This window comes from Streptomyces sp. NBC_01546 (assembly GCF_045208355.1).
GTDB lineage: Bacteria > Actinomycetota > Actinomycetes > Streptomycetales > Streptomycetaceae > Streptomyces.
Genome location: NZ_CP109379.1, coordinates 5,550,853 through 5,569,531 on the forward strand (window position 1 = coordinate 5,550,853; position 18,679 = coordinate 5,569,531).

Sequence of the window (18,679 nt, forward strand, 5' to 3'; positions counted from 1 at the left end):
TCAGCCCTCAGACCAGGTGCTTCTCGAACCAGTGCTCCGCATACTGCCCGTCGTTGTATGCCGGTATCTCCGCGTACCCGTGCCGCGCGTACAACGCGCGGGCCTCCACGAGATCCGACCTCGTGTCCAGCCGGACCCGCTCGGCGCCCAGCGCTCGGGCCTCCGCCTCCAGGACTTCGAGCAGCGCCGCCCCGCCGCCGGTACCGCGGGCGCGCCGGTCCACGTACACCCTCGTGAGCTCGGCGGTGACGGGGTCGATCAGGCGTATCCCGCCGCACGCCAGGGGCTCGCCGTCGCGCCGGCCGACGACGAACTGGCCCGTCGGTGGGACGAGGCCGTCGTCGGGGAAGTCCAGGAGCCCCTGATCGATCTCGGCCTCCGTGACGGTCCGTTCCCAGTAACGCCCCGCGACCTCGGCGTAGTACGCGCGGCGCAGGACCGTGGCGTCAGGCGTGGTGAACGGCTCGGGGGTCACGGTCCAGGAGTCCGTGCGGTGTTCGCTGTGAGTGGTCATGGCGTCATTGTGGAGTCCGCCGCGGATCTCTGGCGTGGAATATCCACAGGTACGGGCTGATGATAGGAAAACGACAAACCGCTCGTCCCTGGAGGGTGTGAACACCATGTCCGAGCATCCCGACTGTGCCCTGATCCGCCGCGGCTACGAGGCATTCGGCAAGGGCGACATGGAGACGCTGAGCACGCTGATGACGGCCGACGTCATCCACCACGTGCCCGGCAGCAACCCGCTGTCCGGGCACCACAAGGGGCGGGAGAACGTCATGGACTTCTACCGCCGGCTCGGCGAGGAGACCAAGGGCACCTTCCAGGTCCACCTGGAATCGGTCCTCGCCGACGGCCGCGGCCACGTCATGAGCTTCCACACGGCACGCGGTGACCGCGGTGACCGGGGCATCGAAATCCACCAAGGCCTCTTCTTCACCATCATCGGCAACAAGATCACCGACATCGACCAGTGCACGGCCGACATCGACGAGGAAGACACCTTCTGGGGCTGAGCGCACATGCAAGCGGCGGCCAGGGGCCCCGTGCCCCGGACCGCCCCCTCACGGCCTCACGCCTGCCTCACGGCTTCTTCGGCGCCGCCTGCTGCACGACCTCGAACGACCACACCGACGAGCCCGACGCCGCCGGCTTCGGGCGCTCGCCACCCGCGCCGCCGGCCCCGCCACCAGCCCCGCCGCCCTGGTGAGCGGCCTTCATCGGCCCCTCCATCCACGCCTGGAAGTCCTCCTCGGACCGCCACCGCGTGTACACCAGGTACTGGTCGGTGCCCTCCACCGGCCGCAACAGCTCGAACCACTCGAACCCGTCCGAGCCCTCCACCGCCCCCGCCCGCGAGGCGAAACGCTGCTCCAGCACCTCCCGCTGCTCAGCCGGCACGGTCAGCGCGTTGATCTTCACGATGCTCATGCGGGCCATCCTAGGTATCCAGCGCGGGATATCGTCGTCCAGGTAATGGAACGGGGCACGAAACGCGGCAGCCAGGCAAAGTCAGGGTTGCGGTCAACAGGGCGGGAGGCCGGCGAGGCGTGGCTAACGCGGCAGAGCACAGCGGTGCGAACGGACATGCCGGAGTCATAGGCGGTAGCGGCAGGCTCGGGGCGGCACGCCTCCTCCTGTGGGCGCTGGCAGGCGCACTCGCCGTCAGACAGGCAGCCGTCGTGCTGAGCGTCCCACCGGGCCAGTGGCTGAGCGGCTTCCACCTCCCCGGCAGCCTTCCCGGCTCGCTCTACGACGCCGGCCAGTTCACCGGTACGCCGTTCGCCGGGCTGGTCCTCAAACCCCTCGTCGGCCTCGCCGCGCCGTCGCTGGAGGTCGCCTGGATCTCCCTGACGCTGCTGTTCGTCGCCGCCATCGGACTCGTCGCCGCGCGCGGCCTGCCCGACCCCGTGCCGCGCCGCACCGCGCTGCTGGCCGCGCCCGTGCTGACCGCTCTGATGATGGTCTCGCTGCCCGTCCGCGAGGCCTCTTCACCCGGCCAGACCGCCGTCCTGCCGGTGCTGCTGGTGCTCCTCGCCGTCTTCCGCGTCCCCGGCGGGCGCCAGGCCGGCTTCCTCATCGGCCTCGCCGCGGCCCTCCAGCCCGCCCTGCTGCTCTTCGTCCCGCTCCTGTGGCTCACCGGCCGCCGCCCCACCGCCGGGGCCGCCGCCGTCTCCTTCGCCGGAGCCACCGCGCTGTCCTGGGCGGCCATGCCCCGCGACTCCTGGACGTACTGGATCCACCACCTGGCCGGCACCGGCCTCGGCGGGGCTCCCGACAGCCTCGCCAACCAGTCCGTGCACGGCGCCCTGCTGCGCCTCGGCCTGACCGGACCCGTCGAGATCCTGCTCTACGTGGCCCTCGCGGCCGGCATCGCCTTCATCGGCCTGCGCCGCGCCGTCCGCTACGCCCGCGACGGGCAGCTGCTGCTCGCCGTCGCCATCACCGGCTGCGTGGCCGTCGCCGTGTCCCCGACCGGGTGGCGCCACCAGCTGCTGTGGGTGCTGCTCGCCGTCGCGGGCAAGGTCGGCAGGCGCGCCGCCGACCGGCCCGTGTGGCCCGTCGCCGTCGTCCTCGCCATGACCCTGCCCAGCGCCGTGCTGCTGCCGAACCTGGCCGCGCTGGCCCCCGTACGCGACAACGTGCTGCTCCTCGCCGCACTGGCCGCCGCCTGCGCCGTACCGTTCCTGCCGCGCTCGTCGCCGTACTGGCGCGAACCCGTTCCGACGGCCTACGGGGAGCCCGCGGCCGCCCGGTGGCAGCGGGTGCCGCTGCTGCCGTTCTGGCGGCGCGTGCTGTCCCGCCCCAACCTGCTGCTGGAACTCCTGCTGATACGGGTCGGGTACTCGCTCTACTCGCACATCAGGGCCGCGGCCCCCACCAGCCGCGACCTCGCCGAGGGCAACGGGAACCAGATCCTCGGGATCGAGCGGGCGCTGGGCATCGACATCGAGCACGCCGTGAACCACGCCGTCGTCGACACGCCCTGGCTGGAGGCGTTCTTCAACTTCTACTACACCTCCTTCCACTTCGTGGTCCCGCTGACGATCCTGGCCGTCCTGTACTGGCGCCGCCCGGGCGACTACCGCTGGGCGCGCGCCTCCCTGGGGCTGGCGACCGTACTGGCGCTCATAGGCTTCTGGCTGTACCCGCTCGCGCCGCCGCGCCTGATGCCCGGCCTCGGCTACATCGACACCGTCCACGGCCCGCAGGACCTGGCCAACCCGTCGTACGGGGCCATGACCGCGATCTCCAACCAGTACGCGGCGATGCCCTCGCTGCACTTCGGCTGGTCACTGTGGTGCGGGATCGTGATCGTCGTGCTCGCGCCGAAGGGCTGGCAGAAGCTGCTCGGCGCGCTGCACCCGCTGATCACGGTGTGCGCGATCGTCGCCACCGCCAACCACTGGGTACTCGACGCGGTGGGCGGCGCGGTCGTCGTGAGCGCCGGATTCGGGCTCGTGTACGTGCTCTCCGGGCCGCGGCGGCTGCGGGCGCACCTGCCCGCGCAGCGCACGACGAACGGCGAGGAGCAGGAGCAGGGACAGGAGCAGGAGCTCAGGACTCCGGCCGGGGCTCGGACTTCTTAGCCGGCGTCGCTGACGGCTTAGCGGACGGCGTCGCGGGCGGGATGTTCGGGTTGAGATGGAAGAGGTTCCCGGGGTCGTAGCGGCGCTTCAGCTCCCGCAGGCGCCGGTACTTCTCCGTCCCGTAGGCCTGCTCGACCCGCTCCTCGCCCTCCTCCATCAGGAAGTTCGAGTAGACCCCGGTCTGGTGGGGCGCGAGCGCCGACCACAGGCCTCGCGCCCACGTCCGCTCCGCGTCGAAGCCCTCGAAGCCCTCCGTCGTCCCGTTGATGTTGAAGGTGTGCCCGGCGCCGCGCCCGCCGAAGGCCGTCTCGTCCTCCCCGACGCGCGCGATCGCCCCGCCGAGCTGGAAGATCGGGAACGCCGTGAACGGCGAGACGATCCGGGCCGCATGCTCGGCCGTACGGTCGATGACCTCGTCCGTGAGCCGGTCGACGTCGCAGGACTTGAAGTAGTACCAGCGGCCGTGCGGGAAGGACGGGTCGAACATCGCCTGGTGCTCGGTGAACGGCTTGGGCGCACACAGGTCGAGCACCGGCGCCGACCCCGAGCCCTCGCGCAGCGGCCGCAACACCTCCTGCCCCTCCTCTACCGGGCCCGCGTAGCAGCAGACCACCATCACGACCGGCTTCCCCTGCAGCTCGGGCGGTATGTACGGGGCCGTCGGCGCCTTGCGGTGGACGACCGCGGTGGTCAGCTCGTCCGGTACGTCGGTGATCCACTCGCGGTAGAAGCGCAGCAGCCGCGCCGATTCGGCCATCGGCCAGATCACCGGACCGGCCAGCACGATCGGCCCGAGCGGGTTGAGCCGGAACGTGAACTCCGTGACGATCCCGAAGTTCCCGCCCCCGCCGCGCACGCCCCAGAAGAGGTCCGGGTTCTCGTCCTCGCTCGCCTTCACGAAGGATCCGTCCGCGGTGACCAGGTCCACCGCGAGCAGCTGGTCGATGGTGAGCCCGTACTTCCGCATCAGCCAGCCGATCCCGCCGCCGAGCGTGAGCCCCGCCAGCCCGGTGTGCGTGACGATCCCGGCCGGTACGGCCAGCCCGAACGCCTGCGTCTCGTGGTCCAGCTCGCCCAGCAGCACCCCGGCCTGAGCCCTGACCGTCCGGGCATCCGGGTCCACCCGGATGCCGCGCAGGGGCGAGAGGTCGACGACGATCCCGCCGTCGCACACGGACTGCCCGGGGAAGCTGTGCCCGCCGCCCCGTACGGCGACCGGCAGCCCGGCCGCCGGCCCGGCCGCGAACCGCACGGCGTCGATGACGTCCGCGACGCCCGTGCAGTGGGCGATGAGGGCGGGTGACCGGTCGATGGAGCCGTTCCACACCCGCCGGTCCTCGTCGTACGTCGGGTCCCCGGGCTGCACCAGCCGCCCCCGGAAGGACTGACTGAGCGTAGCCATGCCTTCAGTCTGGCACCGGGCCATGAGGGATGCACTCGAGCCGGATCCCGGTGGGCCGGTGCCGCCTTCGCCGTGTTCGTCGAGTACGTCGCCTACGGACCGCTTGGCTCCAGAATGTGCGGCATGAGCGACAACGACGGGGTGGAACTGCTGCATCGCCGGTTGGACCGGATCGAGGCCCTGCTCGAACCCCCCGCCGAACGGGGCGAGGAGAGACCGGCTTGGCGGCAGCCCACCGACGGCGAGGAGCGCTGGGCGGTCACCGTGGCGATCCTGGTCGCCGTGTGCCTCCAGCTCGCCCTGCCGGACCGGCTGACCCTCGATCCGCACTGGCTGCTGCCGGCGCTGGAGCTCAGCCTGCTGCTGGCGCTGGCCGCCCTCAACCCGCACCGCCGTTTCGACCGGACCTCGTACCTGTTGCGCGGCCTCAGCCTGGCTCTGGCGGCCTCGGTCAGCCTGGCCAACGCGTGGTCGGCCGTGAAGCTCGTACGCGAACTGCTCCTCGGCATCGGGCCGGAAGGCGCGCTCGGGCTGCTCAGTACGGCCGGTGCCGTCTGGGTGACCAATGTGATCGCCTTCGCGCTCTGGTACTGGGAGTGGGACCGGGGCGGCCCGGTGGCCAGGGCCCAGGGCACCAAGGACTACCCCGACTTCCTCTTCCCGCAGATGGGGCAGGCGGGGATCTCCGCGCCCGAATGGAAGCCCTATTTCGGGGACTACCTGTACGTGGCGTTCACCAACGCCACCGCCTTCAGCCCGACCGACACCATGCCGCTGACGACGTGGGCCAAGCTGCTGATGATGATCCAGACTTCGGTGTCGCTGATCACCGTGCTGCTCGTGGTCGCGCGGGCCGTGGGGATCCTGCAGTGACGATGTCGCGCGGCGGGCGGGGCATGCCCGAGCAGGCCGAAGGGGCGCCGGGGCAGCTGTGCCCCGGCGCCCCTTCGGCTGGATCGCCGCTGTCAGTCAGGATCACCCCGTTCGGGCGGGGCCGCCACTCGAACGGGTGCGCGTGTGCTGCCAGCGGACGGCAGGGGCCGGGGCGTGGGAGGAAGGGGCCCCTGCCGTCCTGGGTCGCGGGTCAGCCGTGGCTGACCCGGAGCTCCTTGATGCCGTTGAGCCAGGCCGCGCGCAGGCGGCGCGGGTTCTCGCCCGTCAGGCGGAGGTCGGGCAGGGTGTCGGCCAGGGCGTTGAAGATCAGGTCGATCTCCATGACGGCCAGGGACTTGCCGAGGCAGAAGTGCGGGCCGCCGCCGCCGAAGCCCAGGTGGGGGTTGGGGTCGCGGGTGATGTCGAAGGCGTCCGGGTTCTCGAAGACCTCGGGGTCGTGGTTGGCGGAGGAGTAGAACATCCCCACCCGGTCGCCCGCCTTGATCTTCTGGCCGCCCAGTTCGGTGTCCTGGGTGGCGGTGCGCTGGAAGGACACCACCGGGGTGGCCCAGCGCACGATCTCCTCCGCCGCGGTGGACGGCCGGGTCGCCTTGTACAGCTCCCACTGGTCGGGGTGGGTGAGGAAGGCGTGCATGCCGTGGCTGATGGCGTTGCGCGTGGTCTCGTTGCCCGCGACCGCCAGGAGGAGGACGAACATGCCGAACTCGTCCGAGCCGAGGTTGCCCTGGCCCTCCGCCGCGACGAGTTGGGTGACGATGTCCTTGGCCGGGCACTCCTTGCGTTCGGCGGACAGGTTCATGGCGTAGCCGATGAGCTCCATCGCCGCCTCGGCGCCGACCTCCTCGGTGATCGCGTACTCCGGGTCGTCGTAGGCGATCATCTTGTTCGACCAGTCGAAGATCTTGGCGCGGTCCTTCTGCGGTACGCCGATCAGCTCCGCGATGGCCTGGAGCGGGAGCTCACAGGCCACCTGCGTGACGAAGTCGAAGCTGCCGTCGCCCGCCCCGGCCACCGCCTCCTCGACGATCTGCCGGGCCCGGTCGCGCAGGGCCTCCTCCAGTCCGCGGATCGCCCGCGGGGTGAATCCGCGCTGCACGATCTGGCGTACGCGCGTGTGCTCCGGCGGATCCATGTTCAGCATGATCAGGCGCTGGGCATCTATCTGGTCGCGCTGGATGTGCTCGTTGAACCGGATGATCGCCGTATTGGTGGTGGAGGAGAAGAGTTCCGGGTGCGTGGAGACGTACTTGACGTCCGCGTGCCGCGTCACCGCCCAGTAGCCCTCGTCGTCGAAGCCGGTGATCCCCCGCTGCTGCGGGCACCACCACACGGGTGCGGTCTGCCGCAGCTGGGCGAACTCGGGGTGCGGGACCCGGCTTTGGAGCAGGTCGGGGTCGGTGGCGTCGAAGCCTTCGGGCAGCGCGGGGCATGACATCGGGCGACTCCAAAGTCTGACGGCCCATCAGAAGTTGGCTTGAAGGTAGTAACGAGTTCTAGAAGTGACAAGGGTCCCGGCGCCAACTGTTGCGTGTGGAATCCGTGCAGGGCGCGTGCAAGACCCTTGCGTGCCGGGGCTTGAGGTCATAAGACTGCGGGGAGAACTAGAACGCGTACTAGTTCGGGGCGGGGCGCCGGGACGGCCCGCCGCGCTGTCGCAGTGCAGGAGAGGACGAGCTCATGGCCGCGGAACCCGTCATCGTCGAAGCCGTACGCACCCCCATCGGCAAGCGCGGGGGCGCGCTCGCCAACCTCCATCCCGCCTACCTGCTCGGCGAGACCTATCGGGAACTCCTCGCCCGTACCGGAATCCAGCCCGACTGCGTCGAGCAGATCGTCGGCGGCACCGTCACCCACGCCGGCGAGCAGTCGATGAACCCCGCCCGCAACGCCTGGCTCGCCATGGGGCTCCCGTACGAGACCGCCGCGACCACGGTGGACTGTCAGTGCGGCAGCTCCCAGCAGGCCAACCACATGGTCGCCAACATGATCTCCGGCGGGGTCATGGACATCGGCATCGCCTGCGGGGTCGAGGCCATGAGCCGCGTGCCGCTGGGCTCCGGATCCAAGCACGGCCCGGGCAAGCCCTTCCCGGACGAGTGGAACGTCGACCTCCCGAACCAGTTCGAGGCCGCCGAGCGGATCGCCCGCCACCGGGGTCTGACCCGCGAGGACGTCGACAAGCTGGGGCTGCTCTCGCAGGAGAGGGCCGCGGCCGCCTGGGCCGAGGAGCGGTTCAAGCGCGAGACCTTCGCCGTGCAGGTGCCGACGACGGAGGAGGAGCAGGCCGCCGGGCAGGGCATGTGGCGCCTGGTCGACCGGGACGAAGGCCTGCGCGACACGTCGATGGAGGCACTGGCCCGGCTCAAGCCGGTCATGCCGACCGCCGTGCACACCGCCGGGAACTCCTCGCAGATCTCCGACGGGGCCGCTGCCGTGATGTGGGCCTCGCGCAAGATGGCCCGCGCCCTCAAGCTGCGGCCGCGCGCCCGGATCGTCGCGCAGACGCTGGTCGGCGCCGACCCGCACTACCACCTGGACGGGCCGATCGACGCGACGCGGGCCGTGCTGGGCAAGGCCGGCATGTCCCTCAAGGACATCGACCTCGTCGAGATCAACGAGGCCTTCGCCTCCGTCGTCCTCAGCTGGGCCCAGGTCTTCGAGCAGGACCTGGAGAAGGTCAACGTCAACGGCGGGGGCATCGCGCTCGGCCACCCCGTCGGCGCCACCGGCGCCCGGCTGATCACCACCGCGCTGCACGAGCTGGAGCGCCGTGACAAGGAGTTCGCGCTGATCACCATGTGCGCGGGCGGCGCGCTGGCGACCGGCACGATCATCCAGCGCCTGTAGGCGCTGCACACAGACCCCGTGGGATGGGATGCAGAAGGCCCCGGTGGCCGGACCTGGGGAGGCCGGCCACCGGGGCTTTCGTATGTCTGCTGTGTGGGTCTGCTCTGCCGCTGGTGGCTTAGTACCAGTGGTTGGCGGACCAGAAGTTCCAGGCGTCGACGGGGCTGCCGTAGCGCTCGTTCATGTAGTCCAGGCCCCACTTGATCTGGGTGGCCGGGTTGGTCTTCCAGTCCGAGCCCGCCGAGGCCATCTTCGAGGCCGGCAGGGCCTGGACCAGGCCGTACGCACCGGAAGAGGAGTTCGTGGCGGTGTAGTCCCAGCCGCTCTCGTGCGAGATGATCTTGTCGAAGGCGGCGAACTGGGCCGGGTCCTTGATCATCTGCTGGGCGATCGCCTTGGCACTCGACGGGGCGGCCTGCGCGGGAACCGCGGCCAGCATGGAACCGGCGACGCCCAGGGCGAGGACGGTACCCGCGAGGGTCTTCTTAGAAGCGGCGATGCGGCGGATGACAGCGTTGGACACGGATTGACCTTCCGAAGGGAACAAGGACGGTCGCGGCACGCCGAAGCATGCGTGAGCCACTCACGCGGAGGAGAGGGATTCGTCGGCGGCGGGTGAACAACCCCTGCCGCCCTGCGACTCATCCAGTTCTACAGACCCCCCGGGGCCCTCGCAACGACCCCTCCTACTAGTGGTCCTCGGAGCCGGGCAGGGACGGCGGCCCTGGCGCGGCGTATGGGGCGTTTGAGGCCTACTATCCCGGTTCGTGTGTGACCTGGGTCCTATGGGGCGGGTCACCGCCGAGGGGTCGGAATCTCACTCTTTGTGGATACTTCGTCCCTTTTGTGGGTGTGGTCCGGGCCACTTCCCGCCCCCGAATCGAAGGTGACGGGGGCATCGAACGCTGCTTTGCGCGTCGCGCGGCGGAGCGCCTTGAGCAGCGTGGCGCCGAGCGTGAGCGTCAGTACGACGGTCAGCGCGGCCCGGCCCAGGTCCCAGCCCACCGACGTCGCCAGGCAGTACGCGACGAAGCGCGCCAGGTTCGCCGAGACCGGCTCGCCCGGGTGGAAGGAGATGCCCTGCCCCATGCCCTGCAGGATCACCCAGCCCTGGAGGTTCATGATCGTGCCGTACGCGAACGAGCCCGCGAAGCCGTACGCCGCCAGCATCAGCAGCTCCGCCCGGCCCCGGATCCTCTCCGGACCGGGCAGCAGCCCGGCACCCAGCGAGAACCAGCCCATGGCCAGCATCTGGAACGGCATCCACGGGCCGACCCCGCCTGTCAGCAGGGCGGACGCGAACATCGTCACCGAGCCGAGGACGAAGCCGAAGCCGGGACCGAGGACGCGGCCGCTGAGCACCATCAGGAAGAACATGGGCTCCAGGCCGGCCGTGCCCGCGCCCAGCGGTCTCAGCGCCGCCCCGACGGCGGCCAGCACCCCGAGCATCGCCACCGCCTTGGCGTCCATGCCGTTGTCCGCGATGGTCGCGACGACGACGGCGACGAGGAGGGGGAGCAGCGCGGCGAAGAGCCAGGGGGCGTCCTGGGAGTGGGCGAGGCCCGACTGACGGTCGGCGAGGAGCGGCCAGCCGAAGGCCGCGATCCCGATGAGGGTGACGAGCACCAGGGCCGCGGCGGCGCGGGGGCCGATGCGGACGGGGCGGGGCGCCGCGCGGCTCATCGCAGGGCCTCGGCGACCTGGCTCACCGTGAGCCAGTGGCCCGGGGCCAGGATCTTCGCCACCTGCGGCGCGAAGGCGGGGGAGGAGACGACGACCTCGGCGGTCGGGCCGTCCGCGACGATCTCCCCGCCGGCCAGGATCACCACGCGGTGGGCCAGCTCGGCGGCCAGCTCCACGTCGTGGGTGGCCAGGACGATGGCGTGGCCCTCGGCCGCGAGCGCCCGCAGGATCTCGATCAGCCGGACCTTGGCGGCGTAGTCCAGGCCGCGGGTGGGCTCGTCGAGGAGCAGCAGGGCCGGGCGGCCGGTGAGGACCAGCGCCAGGGCCAGGGCCAGGCGCTGGCCCTCGGAGAGGTCCCGGGGGTGGGTGTCGTCGGGGACGTCCGGGAGCAGGGCGGAGACCAGATCCCGGCAGGTGCCGGGGGGTGCGGAGGCGTCGGAGTCGGCGGCGGCGCACTCGGCGGCCACCGTGTCGGCGTAGAGGAGGTCGCGGGGTTCCTGGGGGACGAGGCCGACGCGGCGGACCATCTGGGCGGGGGCGGTCTTGTGCGGGGTGGCGCCGGCGACCGTGACGGAGCCGGTGGCGGGGGCGACCGTGCCGGTGAGGGCGGCGAGGAGGGTGGATTTGCCGGCGCCGTTGCGGCCCATCAGCGCGATGGTCTCGCCTTTCGCCACCGCGAGGTCGATGCCGCGGAGCACCTCGGTGCGGCCGCGGCGGACTCCGAGGTTCCGGGCCTCAGCCGGTCCCGTGCCCGTGCCTGTGCCCGTGCCGGGGGCGGGGTCGGGGCTCGGCTTGCTCCGGCGGAGCAGGCGCGTGAGCAGCCCGGGGGCTGCGCTGCTGGGGGCTCCGCCCCCAGACCCCCGCGCCTCAAACGCCGGCGGGGCTGAATGTGGCTGGTGCGGTCCGCCGGGCACATCCAGCCCCGCCGGCGTTTGAGGCGCGGGGTCCGGGGCGGAGCCCCGGGAAGCGGCGGTAGCCGAGAGGCGGGAGCGGAGCGGCGCAGCCTGGCGGCGGGCGTCGCGGATGGAGAGGGGGAGGGGGGACCAGCCCGCCAGGCGGCCGAGGGCCACCACCGGGGGGTGGACCGGGGAGACGGACATGATCTCCGCCGGGGTGCCGAGGACCGGCGCCGCGCCCGGGGAGGGCAGGAGCAGCACCTGGTCGGCGTACTGGACCACCCGCTCCAGCCGGTGCTCCGCCATCAGCACGGTCGTGCCGAGGTCGTGGACCAGCCGCTGGAGCACCGCCAGGACCTCCTCCGCCGCCGCCGGGTCGAGGGCCGAGGTGGGCTCGTCCAGGACGAGGACCCTCGGGTGCGGGGTCAGGACCGAGCCGATCGCGACCCGCTGCTGCTGGCCTCCGGACAGCGTGGCGATGGGGCGGTCCCGCAGTTCGTTCAGGCCGAGGAGGTCGAGGGTCTCCTCGACCCGGCGGCGCATCACCGCGGGAGCCAGCCCGAGGGACTCCATGCCGTACGCCAGCTCGTCCTCGACCACGTCCGTCACGAAGTGCGCGAGCGGATCCTGGCCGACCGTACCCACCACGTCCGCGAGCTCCCGCGGCTTGTGCGTACGCGTGTCACGGCCCGCGACCGTGACCCGGCCCCGGAGCGTGCCCCCGGTGAAGTGCGGGACCAGGCCGGAGACGGCCCCGAGCAGGGTCGACTTGCCGGCCCCCGACGGGCCCACGAGCAGCGTCAGCTCACCCTCCGGAATCACCAGGTCGACGCCCTGGAGCGAGGGACCGGCCGCGCCCTCGTAAGTGACCGAGACCTGTTCGAACCGGATCACGGGGACGCCTCCTTGGGCGGTACGGGTGCCACGAAGGCGGGCAGCAGGCCGATCAGGATCGCGGCCGCCGGCCAGAGCGGGAGCGTGGGCGCGACCAGCGGGACCACGCCCGGGTGCAGGGCCTCGGGGGCGACGGTGCCCGCGTGGAGGAGAAACGCGGCGACGGCCGCACCCGATCCGGCGACCAGCCAGGCGCGCGGCCCCCACCGGTCGGGCCGGTAGCGGGTGCGGACCGACCGGCGCCCGCCGAGGCGCAGCCCCGCCAGGGCCAGGACCAGGCCGATGAAGAGGACGGGCAGGCCGTACACCGCCCCCTCGGCGGCGAGCAGCCCGTACGTGCCCGCGCACATGCCGAGCAGGCCGCCGAGGGTGAGGACGTTGGTGGTGTGCCGGACGGCGGGCGGGACCTGCGCGGTACGGCCGTACCCGCGCGCGTCCATCGACGCGGCGGTGGCGACGGAGCGCTCGAGGGCGCCCTCCAGGACCGGCAGGCCGATCTGGAGGATGGCCTTGATGCCACCGGTGGGGCGGCCGCGCAGGCGGCGGGCGGTCCGCAGACGGACCACGTCGGCGACCATGTTCGGCGCGAAGGTCATGGCGACGACGACGGCGACCCCGGCCTCGTACAGGGCGGCCGGGAGGGATTTCAGGAGCCGGGCCGGGTTGGCGAGGGCGTTCGCGGCGCCCACGCAGCCGAGGAGGGCGGCCAGCTTGGCGCCGTCGTAGCAGGCGAAGACCAGCTGCTCGGCGGTCACCTTGCCACCGAAGCGGATGCCCTGGGCCCAGGCGGGGAGGGGAATCTCCGGCAGGGTGAAGAGGGTGTGCGAGCCGGGGATGGGGGAGCCGAGCAGCATGGAGAAGAGGAGGCGCAGGCCGATGACGACGAGGCCGAGCTTGAGGAAGGCCCCGTAGGAACGGGCCCAGGGCGCGCTGGTGCGGCGGGCCGCGACGACGTAACCGGCCACGCCGATGATCAGGCCCAGGAGGAGCGGGTTGGTGGTCCGCGAGGCGGCGGTGGCCAGGCCGAGGGCCCAGAGCCACCACGCTCCCGCGTGCAGGGCCGTGGCCCGGCCGTCCTGCGGGGGCTTCCAGCGGTCGTACGGGGACCCGGGCTCGGGATCCGGCGCCGCGAGCCGGCTCCGCCGGAGCCCGGTCGCGTCGCCGGGTGCGGCTCCGGTGGGGGTGCGCCCGGCCTGCGGCCGGACGGGGGCCCCGGTGGTGGGCCGAGCGCCGTCGGCGGCCGCCACACCGTCGTTCGTCATCGGGCGGGGCGGCGGCGGGACTGCCAGATGGCCGCCGTGGACAGGGCGGCCACCGCCGCGATGCCCGCCAGCAGGCCCGCCGACGGGCCGCCGCCGTCGTCCGACTTCGGCGGGGCGGCCGCCGGGGAGTCCTCGGCCTCCGGGGCGTCCGGCAGCGGCTCGCCGCAGCCCTGCTTCGGGTAGCCCGAGATCGCGCACAGCAGCGCCGCGCTGTTGTAGCGCAGCGGCTTGGCGACCGACGCCAGCGCCTCGGCCGTCGTGGCCTCCGGGGCCACCTGGGCGCAGGCCGTGCGCGGCTCCGGCTGCGGCGGGGCCTCGCCTGCAGCGGCGTCCGCCGGGAGGCCGAAGTCGATGACCAGCGCCACCCGCTTCCTGCCCTCGGCCGCCGGGGTCGCCCCGCAGACCGCCGTGAAGTCCGCCGCCGCCCGCGGCCGGGCCGACTCGGCCGCCGCGTCCCTGCTCACCGAGAAGCGCAGGCCCTGCACGGAGCCGTCCGCCGGGCGGGCCATCGAGGGCCCGACGGTGGCGTACGCCCACTTACCGCCCGCGCCGTCCCAGAACGACCAGTAGCGGTAGCTCGACGCCAGGGCCGGACCGGCGGCCAGCACGGCCAGGACGATGCCGAAGGCCAGGGCGAGGGCGGGCAGGCGGCGGCGCATCAGAGCTGGTTCTTCTTGCGGCGGCCGCTCAGCAGGATGCCGATGCCCACGCCGGCCGCGGCGCCCGCGCCGATGATCCACCACACGCTCTGGCCGCCGGAGGGCTTGTCCTTCTCGCCGTCCACCGTGGTCGCGGAGGTGTCCGCGCCCTGCGGTGCCGGGCCCGTCGCGTTCAGCGCCGCGACGAGGTCGGTGCCGCCGAAGGCCTTCGGGTCGGTGCCGGTCGCGTGGGCGGCCAGGATCAGCGTGCCGAGGCCCGCCGGGCTGCCCTTCGACCACTCCGCCGAGTTGGCCTTGAGCCACTCCAGCGCGCCCGCCGCCGACTGCTTGTGCCCGGCCGCGGCCAGGGCGATCACCGCGTCGGCGGTGTTGCCGGTGTCCGGGGTCGGCTGGTCCGCGCCCGGGGTCACGGCCGTGAGGTGGCCGTCCTTCTTGAGGACCTCGGCCAGGTACCCGGCCGCGCCCTGGGCGGCGGCCACCGGGTCGGCGGCGCCGGCCGCCGGGCAGGCCAGCGCGGCCGCCGGGGTGTCCGTGGTGGACGGCACGACGGCCGTGCCCTTGCCGAGGCCGGCCAGGGTCGCGGCGGCCGTGGCGTCGGCGTTGGCGAGCAGCTTGCCGTCGACCGGCTGGTAGGCGAACGCGCCCCGGTCGGCGGCCGGCTCGGCGGAGCAGCCCAGCTGGAAGGGGAGCAGCCCCTCGTACGCCGACTTGCCCGCCTTCGACTTGACCTCGGCCGGCTTCTCACCGGCCACCGCGAGGGCGCTGATCACCAGGGCGGTGGAGTTGGCCTCGCTGGGGGAGCCGGGCACGTACGCCCAGCCGCCGTCCTCGTTCTGGACGGACTTGAGCCACTCCACGCTCTGCCTGACGGCCGCGTCCTGGCCGCCGAGGGCCTGCAGTGCCTGTACGGCCGCCGCGGTGGCGTTCGTGTCGTACATCGTGTTCGCGTCGCACGTCACGCCGGGGTTCGGGCGGAAGGAGGGGAAGCCGCCGGTCTGGCACTGCTGGCCGAGCAGCCAGATCACGGCCTGCCGGGAGGGCTTGATGCCGACCGTGTGCTGGGCGAGCAGCGCGAAGGACTGCCGCCACACGCCGTCGTACGTCGGGTCGTTCTTGCCGTAGAGCCCGGAGGGGATGACGGGCGGCGCGGAGGGGGAGGCGGGCGGCGCGGTGTCGGCGAGGGCTGCGGGGGCGGCGCCCACGCAGAGCACGGCGGAGGCGGCGAGCGCGGCGGCGCTGCGGCGGACGTTCATGGGGGCGGGTGCCTCTCGTGCTGGGGAGCTGGAGGCAGGCACGCTGAGGCACCGGGCTCCGGCTCCGTATACCTCGACGGTGCCGGCCGCCGGAAGACCCGGCGGCGCGAGCCGCGCACCTCCGGTACGGGGCGTTCCGACTCCCCGCCGCCCGGTGGTGCCGGGGGTGGGTCACGGTTGCGGGTCAGTGCCGGAATCGCACCGGCTTTCCCCCGTACGGAAGTGTGGACGACGGATTCACTCTACCGGCCCGTAGGGTGCCGGCCCCGGTGACCGGAGCGGTCCTATAGCGCCCGGTACGTGACCGGGTCGCTGCCCGGTACCGCCTCCGCGCGGCCCTGTTTCACCAACCGCCGCAGGTGGGCCTCGGCTTCGGAGACGGCGATATTGCGGGAGCCGTACGGGATCTGCTCCCAGGGCCGGTTCCATTCCATCCGCTCCGCCAGCTCCCACGGCGTCAGCGGCACGGCGAGCAGCTCCCGCAGGCCGGTCAGCCGTTCCTCGTGGTGCTCGAGGAGTTCCCGTACGCGGGCGGGGGCGTCGGTGAAGGCGTGCTGGTGGGCCGGGAGCACCTCGGCCGGCTCGAGGCGTCCGATGCGTTCGAGGGAGTCGAGGTAGTCGCCGAGGGGGTCGGTGACGCGGGTGACACCGTTCTCGTCCGGCGCTTCGTACAGTCCGATGTGCGGGGAGATCCCCGGCAGCAGGTGGTCGCCGGAGAAGAGGCGGCCGTTGCCGGGGAGGTTCGCCGGATGGGTCTCCTCCAGGTGCAGGCAGACGTGGCCGGGGGTGTGGCCCGGGGTCCAGATCGCGCGCAGCCGGCGTCCGGCGAGGGGGAGCAGCTCGGCGGGGACGATCTCCCGGTCGGGGACGGCGGCGCGCAGGCCGGGCAGGGTGCGCAGGCGGCCGCTCGCGCGGGCGGCGCGCAGCGGGGCGATGTGTTCCTCGGGGGCTCCGGCGGCCGCGAGCTTCTCGCTCATGTAGTCGAACCAGACGCCGGGCTCGGCGGCCCTGGTCCGTACGACGACCTCGGTGTCGGCGGCGTGCATGGCGATCCAGGCGCCGGAGGCCTCGCGCACCCGGCCGGACAGGCCGTGGTGGTCGGGGTGGTGGTGGGTGATGACGACGCCGTGGACGTCGGCGACGGGGATGCCGAGCGCGGCGAGGCCGGCGACGAGGGTGTCCCAGGAGGCGGGGTCGTCCCAGCCGGTGTCGACGAGGACCGGGCCGCGGTCGGTGTCGAGGACGTGGACGAGGGTGTGCCCGAGAGGGTTGTCGGGGATGGGCACCTTGATCCCCCATACCCCGCCGCCGTGATCGGTGACCGGTGGCGCGTCCGCCGGCGCGTCCAGTGGCGCGTCCGCCGCCGTGCCCGGTGACCTGTCCGGTGACGTGTCCTGCGACATGAGATCCCCTGCCTGCCCGCTCGCCAACAAGAACCTGTTCCAGTAGTAGCCCAAGTCGACCACTTCCGGCTGCTCCTGACTAGCCGTTGGATCTTCCAGACCTCCCGGCGGGCTGTTCGGTCCTGGCCGTGGACTCCTCTAACTAGAACTGGTATCAGTTCTGCAACGCCAAGCCGCAGGAGGCCTCAGCCATGACCGAGCTCGTGGAACACGGACAACTGTTCATCGGCGGGGAGTGGACGGATCCGCTGGGCACCGACACGATCCGGATCGTCTCCCCCCACACCGAGCAGGTCATCGGCTCCGTCCCGCACGCCTCGAAGGCGGACGTGGACCGGGCCGTCGAGGTGGCGCGCAAGGCCTTCGACGAGGGGCCGTGGCCCCGGATGAGCCTGGAGGAGCGCATCGCCGTCGTCTCCCGGATCAAGGACGCCATAGCCGTCCGGCACGAGGAGATCGCCCGCTCGATCAGCTCCCAGAACGGATCCCCGTACTCCTGGAGCGTCCTCGCGCAGGCGCTCGGCCCGATGATGGTCTACGACGCCGCGATCACCGTCGCGCGCGCCTACCCGTACGAGGAGCACCGCCAGGGCGTCCTCGGCCCGATCCTGGTGCGCCGCGAACCGGTCGGGGTCGTCGCGGCCGTCATCCCGTGGAACGTGCCGCAGTTCGTGGCGGCGGCCAAGCTCGCCCCCGCGCTGCTCAGCGGCTCCACCGTCATCCTGAAGCCCTCCCCGGAAGCCCCCCTCGACTCCTACATCCTCGCCGACATCGCGCGCGAGGCCGGGGTGCCGGAGGGGGTGCTGTCGATCCTGCCCGCCGACCGGGAGGTCAGCGAGTACCTGGTCGGCCACCCCGGCATCGACAAGGTCGCCTTCACGGGCTCGGTCGCCGCGGGCAAGCGCGTGATGGAGGTCGCCGCACGCAACCTCACCCGGGTCACCCTGGAACTCGGCGGCAAGTCGGCCGCGGTGATCCTGCCGGACGCCGACCTGGAGACCACGGTAGCCGGGATCGTCCCCGCGGCCTGGATGAACAACGGCCAGGCCTGCGTGGCACAGACCCGGATCCTCGTCCCGCGCAGCCGGTACGAGGAGGTGGCCGAGGCCCTCGCGGCGGCGGCCGGCGCCCTGGTCGTCGGCGACCCGCTGGACCCGGCGACGCAGCTCGGCCCCCTCGTCGCCCAGCGGCAGCAGCAGCGGTCCCTGGACTACATCCGGATCGGCCAGGAGGAGGGCGCGAAGGTCCTGTCGGGCGGCGGCCGCCCGGCGGGCCTGGACCGCGGCTGGTACGTGGAACCCACGCTCTTCGGGGACGTGGACAACTCCATGCGGATCGCGCGCGAGGAGATCTTCGGCCCGGTCGTCTGCCTGATCCCGTACGGGGACGAGGCGGAGGCGGTAAGGGTGGCCAACGACTCGGAGTTCGGCCTGAGCGGCAGCGTCTGGACGGCCGACGTCGAGCACGGCATCGACTTCGCCCGGCAGATCCGCACCGGCACCTTCAACGTGAACACCTTCAGCCTGGACATGCTGGGCCCGTTCGGCGGCTACAAGAACAGCGGCCTGGGCCGGGAGTTCGGCCCGGAGGGCCTGAGCGAGTACCTGGAGCACAAGATGATCCACCTGCCGGCCGGCTATGAGGCGGGTGCCTGATGGGAGACCGCTGGCAGGTCGAGGTGGACCGGGGCGTCTGCATCGGCTCGGGCATGTGCGTCAACCACGCCCCGGACGGCTTCGCGCTCGACTCCGCCCGCCAGTCCCACCCCCGCACCCCCCAGACCGACGCGAACGAACCCCTCCTGGCGGCGGCGGAGGGCTGCCCGGTCGAAGCCATCCTGATCACCCTGGCGGCAACGGGCGAACCGGTCTTTCCGCCGGAGGAGTAGGGGCGGGG

Annotated in this window: 17 protein-coding genes and 1 riboswitch; of the genes, 6 read left to right on the forward strand and 11 right to left on the reverse strand. The window is 72.6% G+C overall.

Annotated elements, in window-relative coordinates:
* Positions 1 to 7: 7 nt before the first annotated feature.
* A complete protein-coding gene (locus tag OHA89_RS25400) occupies positions 8 to 514 on the reverse strand; it encodes a GNAT family N-acetyltransferase (protein ID WP_406367185.1) in 507 nt (168 codons plus the stop codon).
* Positions 515 to 620: 106 nt separating this feature from the next.
* Here OHA89_RS25400 and OHA89_RS25405 point away from each other — a divergent pair, with 106 nt between their 5' ends.
* On the forward strand, positions 621 to 1,016 hold the full coding sequence (locus OHA89_RS25405) for a nuclear transport factor 2 family protein (protein WP_266609858.1): 396 nt from the start codon (positions 621 to 623) through the stop codon (positions 1,014 to 1,016).
* 67 nt (positions 1,017 to 1,083) lie between these two features.
* Here the strand turns inward: OHA89_RS25405 and OHA89_RS25410 are convergent, their stop codons facing one another.
* A complete protein-coding gene (locus OHA89_RS25410; protein WP_215140951.1) occupies positions 1,084 to 1,431 on the reverse strand; it encodes an antibiotic biosynthesis monooxygenase in 348 nt (115 codons plus the stop codon).
* 119 nt (positions 1,432 to 1,550) lie between these two features.
* Between OHA89_RS25410 and OHA89_RS25415 the strand changes: the two genes are divergently transcribed.
* Positions 1,551 to 3,590 (forward strand): bifunctional glycosyltransferase 87/phosphatase PAP2 family protein, encoded by a 2,040-nt coding sequence (locus OHA89_RS25415; protein WP_266609862.1) that lies wholly within the window; start codon positions 1,551 to 1,553, stop codon positions 3,588 to 3,590.
* Here OHA89_RS25415 and OHA89_RS25420 read toward each other — a convergent pair.
* Positions 3,559 to 4,992 carry an FAD-binding oxidoreductase gene (locus tag OHA89_RS25420; protein WP_266609864.1) on the reverse strand — a complete coding sequence of 478 codons (1,434 nt, stop codon included), beginning with the start codon at positions 4,990 to 4,992 and terminating at the stop codon, positions 3,559 to 3,561. The two genes, OHA89_RS25415 and OHA89_RS25420, sit on opposite strands and share 32 nt — an antisense overlap.
* A gap of 123 nt (positions 4,993 to 5,115) precedes the next feature.
* Here OHA89_RS25420 and OHA89_RS25425 point away from each other — a divergent pair, with 123 nt between their 5' ends.
* Complete coding sequence (locus OHA89_RS25425) at positions 5,116 to 5,865, forward strand: hypothetical protein (protein ID WP_266609866.1); 750 nt, start codon at positions 5,116 to 5,118, stop codon at positions 5,863 to 5,865.
* A gap of 211 nt (positions 5,866 to 6,076) precedes the next feature.
* Here OHA89_RS25425 and OHA89_RS25430 read toward each other — a convergent pair whose 3' ends face one another.
* Entirely contained in the window at positions 6,077 to 7,321 is a 1,245-nt protein-coding gene (locus OHA89_RS25430) for a cytochrome P450 (protein WP_257556530.1), read from the reverse strand.
* 242 nt (positions 7,322 to 7,563) lie between these two features.
* Here OHA89_RS25430 and OHA89_RS25435 point away from each other — a divergent pair, with 242 nt between their 5' ends.
* Positions 7,564 to 8,733, forward strand: coding sequence for a steroid 3-ketoacyl-CoA thiolase (locus tag OHA89_RS25435; RefSeq protein ID WP_257556531.1), 1,170 nt, complete (start codon positions 7,564 to 7,566; stop codon positions 8,731 to 8,733).
* A 118-nt stretch (positions 8,734 to 8,851) separates the two neighbouring features.
* Here OHA89_RS25435 and OHA89_RS25440 read toward each other — a convergent pair whose 3' ends face one another.
* From OHA89_RS25440 to OHA89_RS25470, 7 genes are all read right to left on the reverse strand, one after another.
* A complete protein-coding gene (locus OHA89_RS25440) occupies positions 8,852 to 9,256 on the reverse strand; it encodes a transglycosylase SLT domain-containing protein (protein WP_257552628.1) in 405 nt (134 codons plus the stop codon).
* A 272-nt stretch (positions 9,257 to 9,528) separates the two neighbouring features.
* Positions 9,529 to 10,416: an ECF transporter S component gene (locus OHA89_RS25445; RefSeq protein ID WP_406367186.1), complete on the reverse strand. Its 888-nt coding sequence runs from the start codon at positions 10,414 to 10,416 to the stop codon at positions 9,529 to 9,531.
* Positions 10,413 to 12,206 carry an ABC transporter ATP-binding protein gene (locus tag OHA89_RS25450; RefSeq protein ID WP_406367187.1) on the reverse strand — a complete coding sequence of 598 codons (1,794 nt, stop codon included), beginning with the start codon at positions 12,204 to 12,206 and terminating at the stop codon, positions 10,413 to 10,415. The genes OHA89_RS25445 and OHA89_RS25450 overlap by 4 nt, the downstream gene beginning before the upstream one ends.
* Positions 12,203 to 13,468, reverse strand: coding sequence for an energy-coupling factor transporter transmembrane component T (locus OHA89_RS25455; protein ID WP_266609879.1), 1,266 nt, complete (start codon positions 13,466 to 13,468; stop codon positions 12,203 to 12,205). The genes OHA89_RS25450 and OHA89_RS25455 overlap by 4 nt, the downstream gene beginning before the upstream one ends.
* A complete protein-coding gene (locus OHA89_RS25460; protein WP_406367189.1) occupies positions 13,465 to 14,127 on the reverse strand; it encodes an SCO2322 family protein in 663 nt (220 codons plus the stop codon). Before OHA89_RS25460 ends, OHA89_RS25455 begins: the two co-directional genes overlap by 4 nt.
* Complete coding sequence (locus OHA89_RS25465) at positions 14,127 to 15,380, reverse strand: prenyltransferase/squalene oxidase repeat-containing protein (RefSeq protein ID WP_406367191.1); 1,254 nt, start codon at positions 15,378 to 15,380, stop codon at positions 14,127 to 14,129. The genes OHA89_RS25460 and OHA89_RS25465 overlap by 1 nt, the downstream gene beginning before the upstream one ends.
* 129 nt (positions 15,381 to 15,509) lie before the next feature.
* Positions 15,510 to 15,592: riboswitch (cobalamin riboswitch) on the reverse strand.
* A gap of 72 nt (positions 15,593 to 15,664) precedes the next feature.
* Entirely contained in the window at positions 15,665 to 16,783 is a 1,119-nt protein-coding gene (locus OHA89_RS25470) for an MBL fold metallo-hydrolase (protein WP_266609885.1), read from the reverse strand.
* A 191-nt stretch (positions 16,784 to 16,974) separates the two neighbouring features.
* Here OHA89_RS25470 and OHA89_RS25475 point away from each other — a divergent pair, with 191 nt between their 5' ends.
* Positions 16,975 to 18,438 (forward strand): aldehyde dehydrogenase, encoded by a 1,464-nt coding sequence (locus tag OHA89_RS25475; RefSeq protein WP_266609887.1) that lies wholly within the window; start codon positions 16,975 to 16,977, stop codon positions 18,436 to 18,438.
* On the forward strand, positions 18,438 to 18,671 hold the full coding sequence (locus OHA89_RS25480) for a ferredoxin (protein ID WP_266609888.1): 234 nt from the start codon (positions 18,438 to 18,440) through the stop codon (positions 18,669 to 18,671). Before OHA89_RS25475 ends, OHA89_RS25480 begins: the two co-directional genes overlap by 1 nt.
* The last annotated feature ends 8 nt before the right edge of the window (positions 18,672 to 18,679 follow it).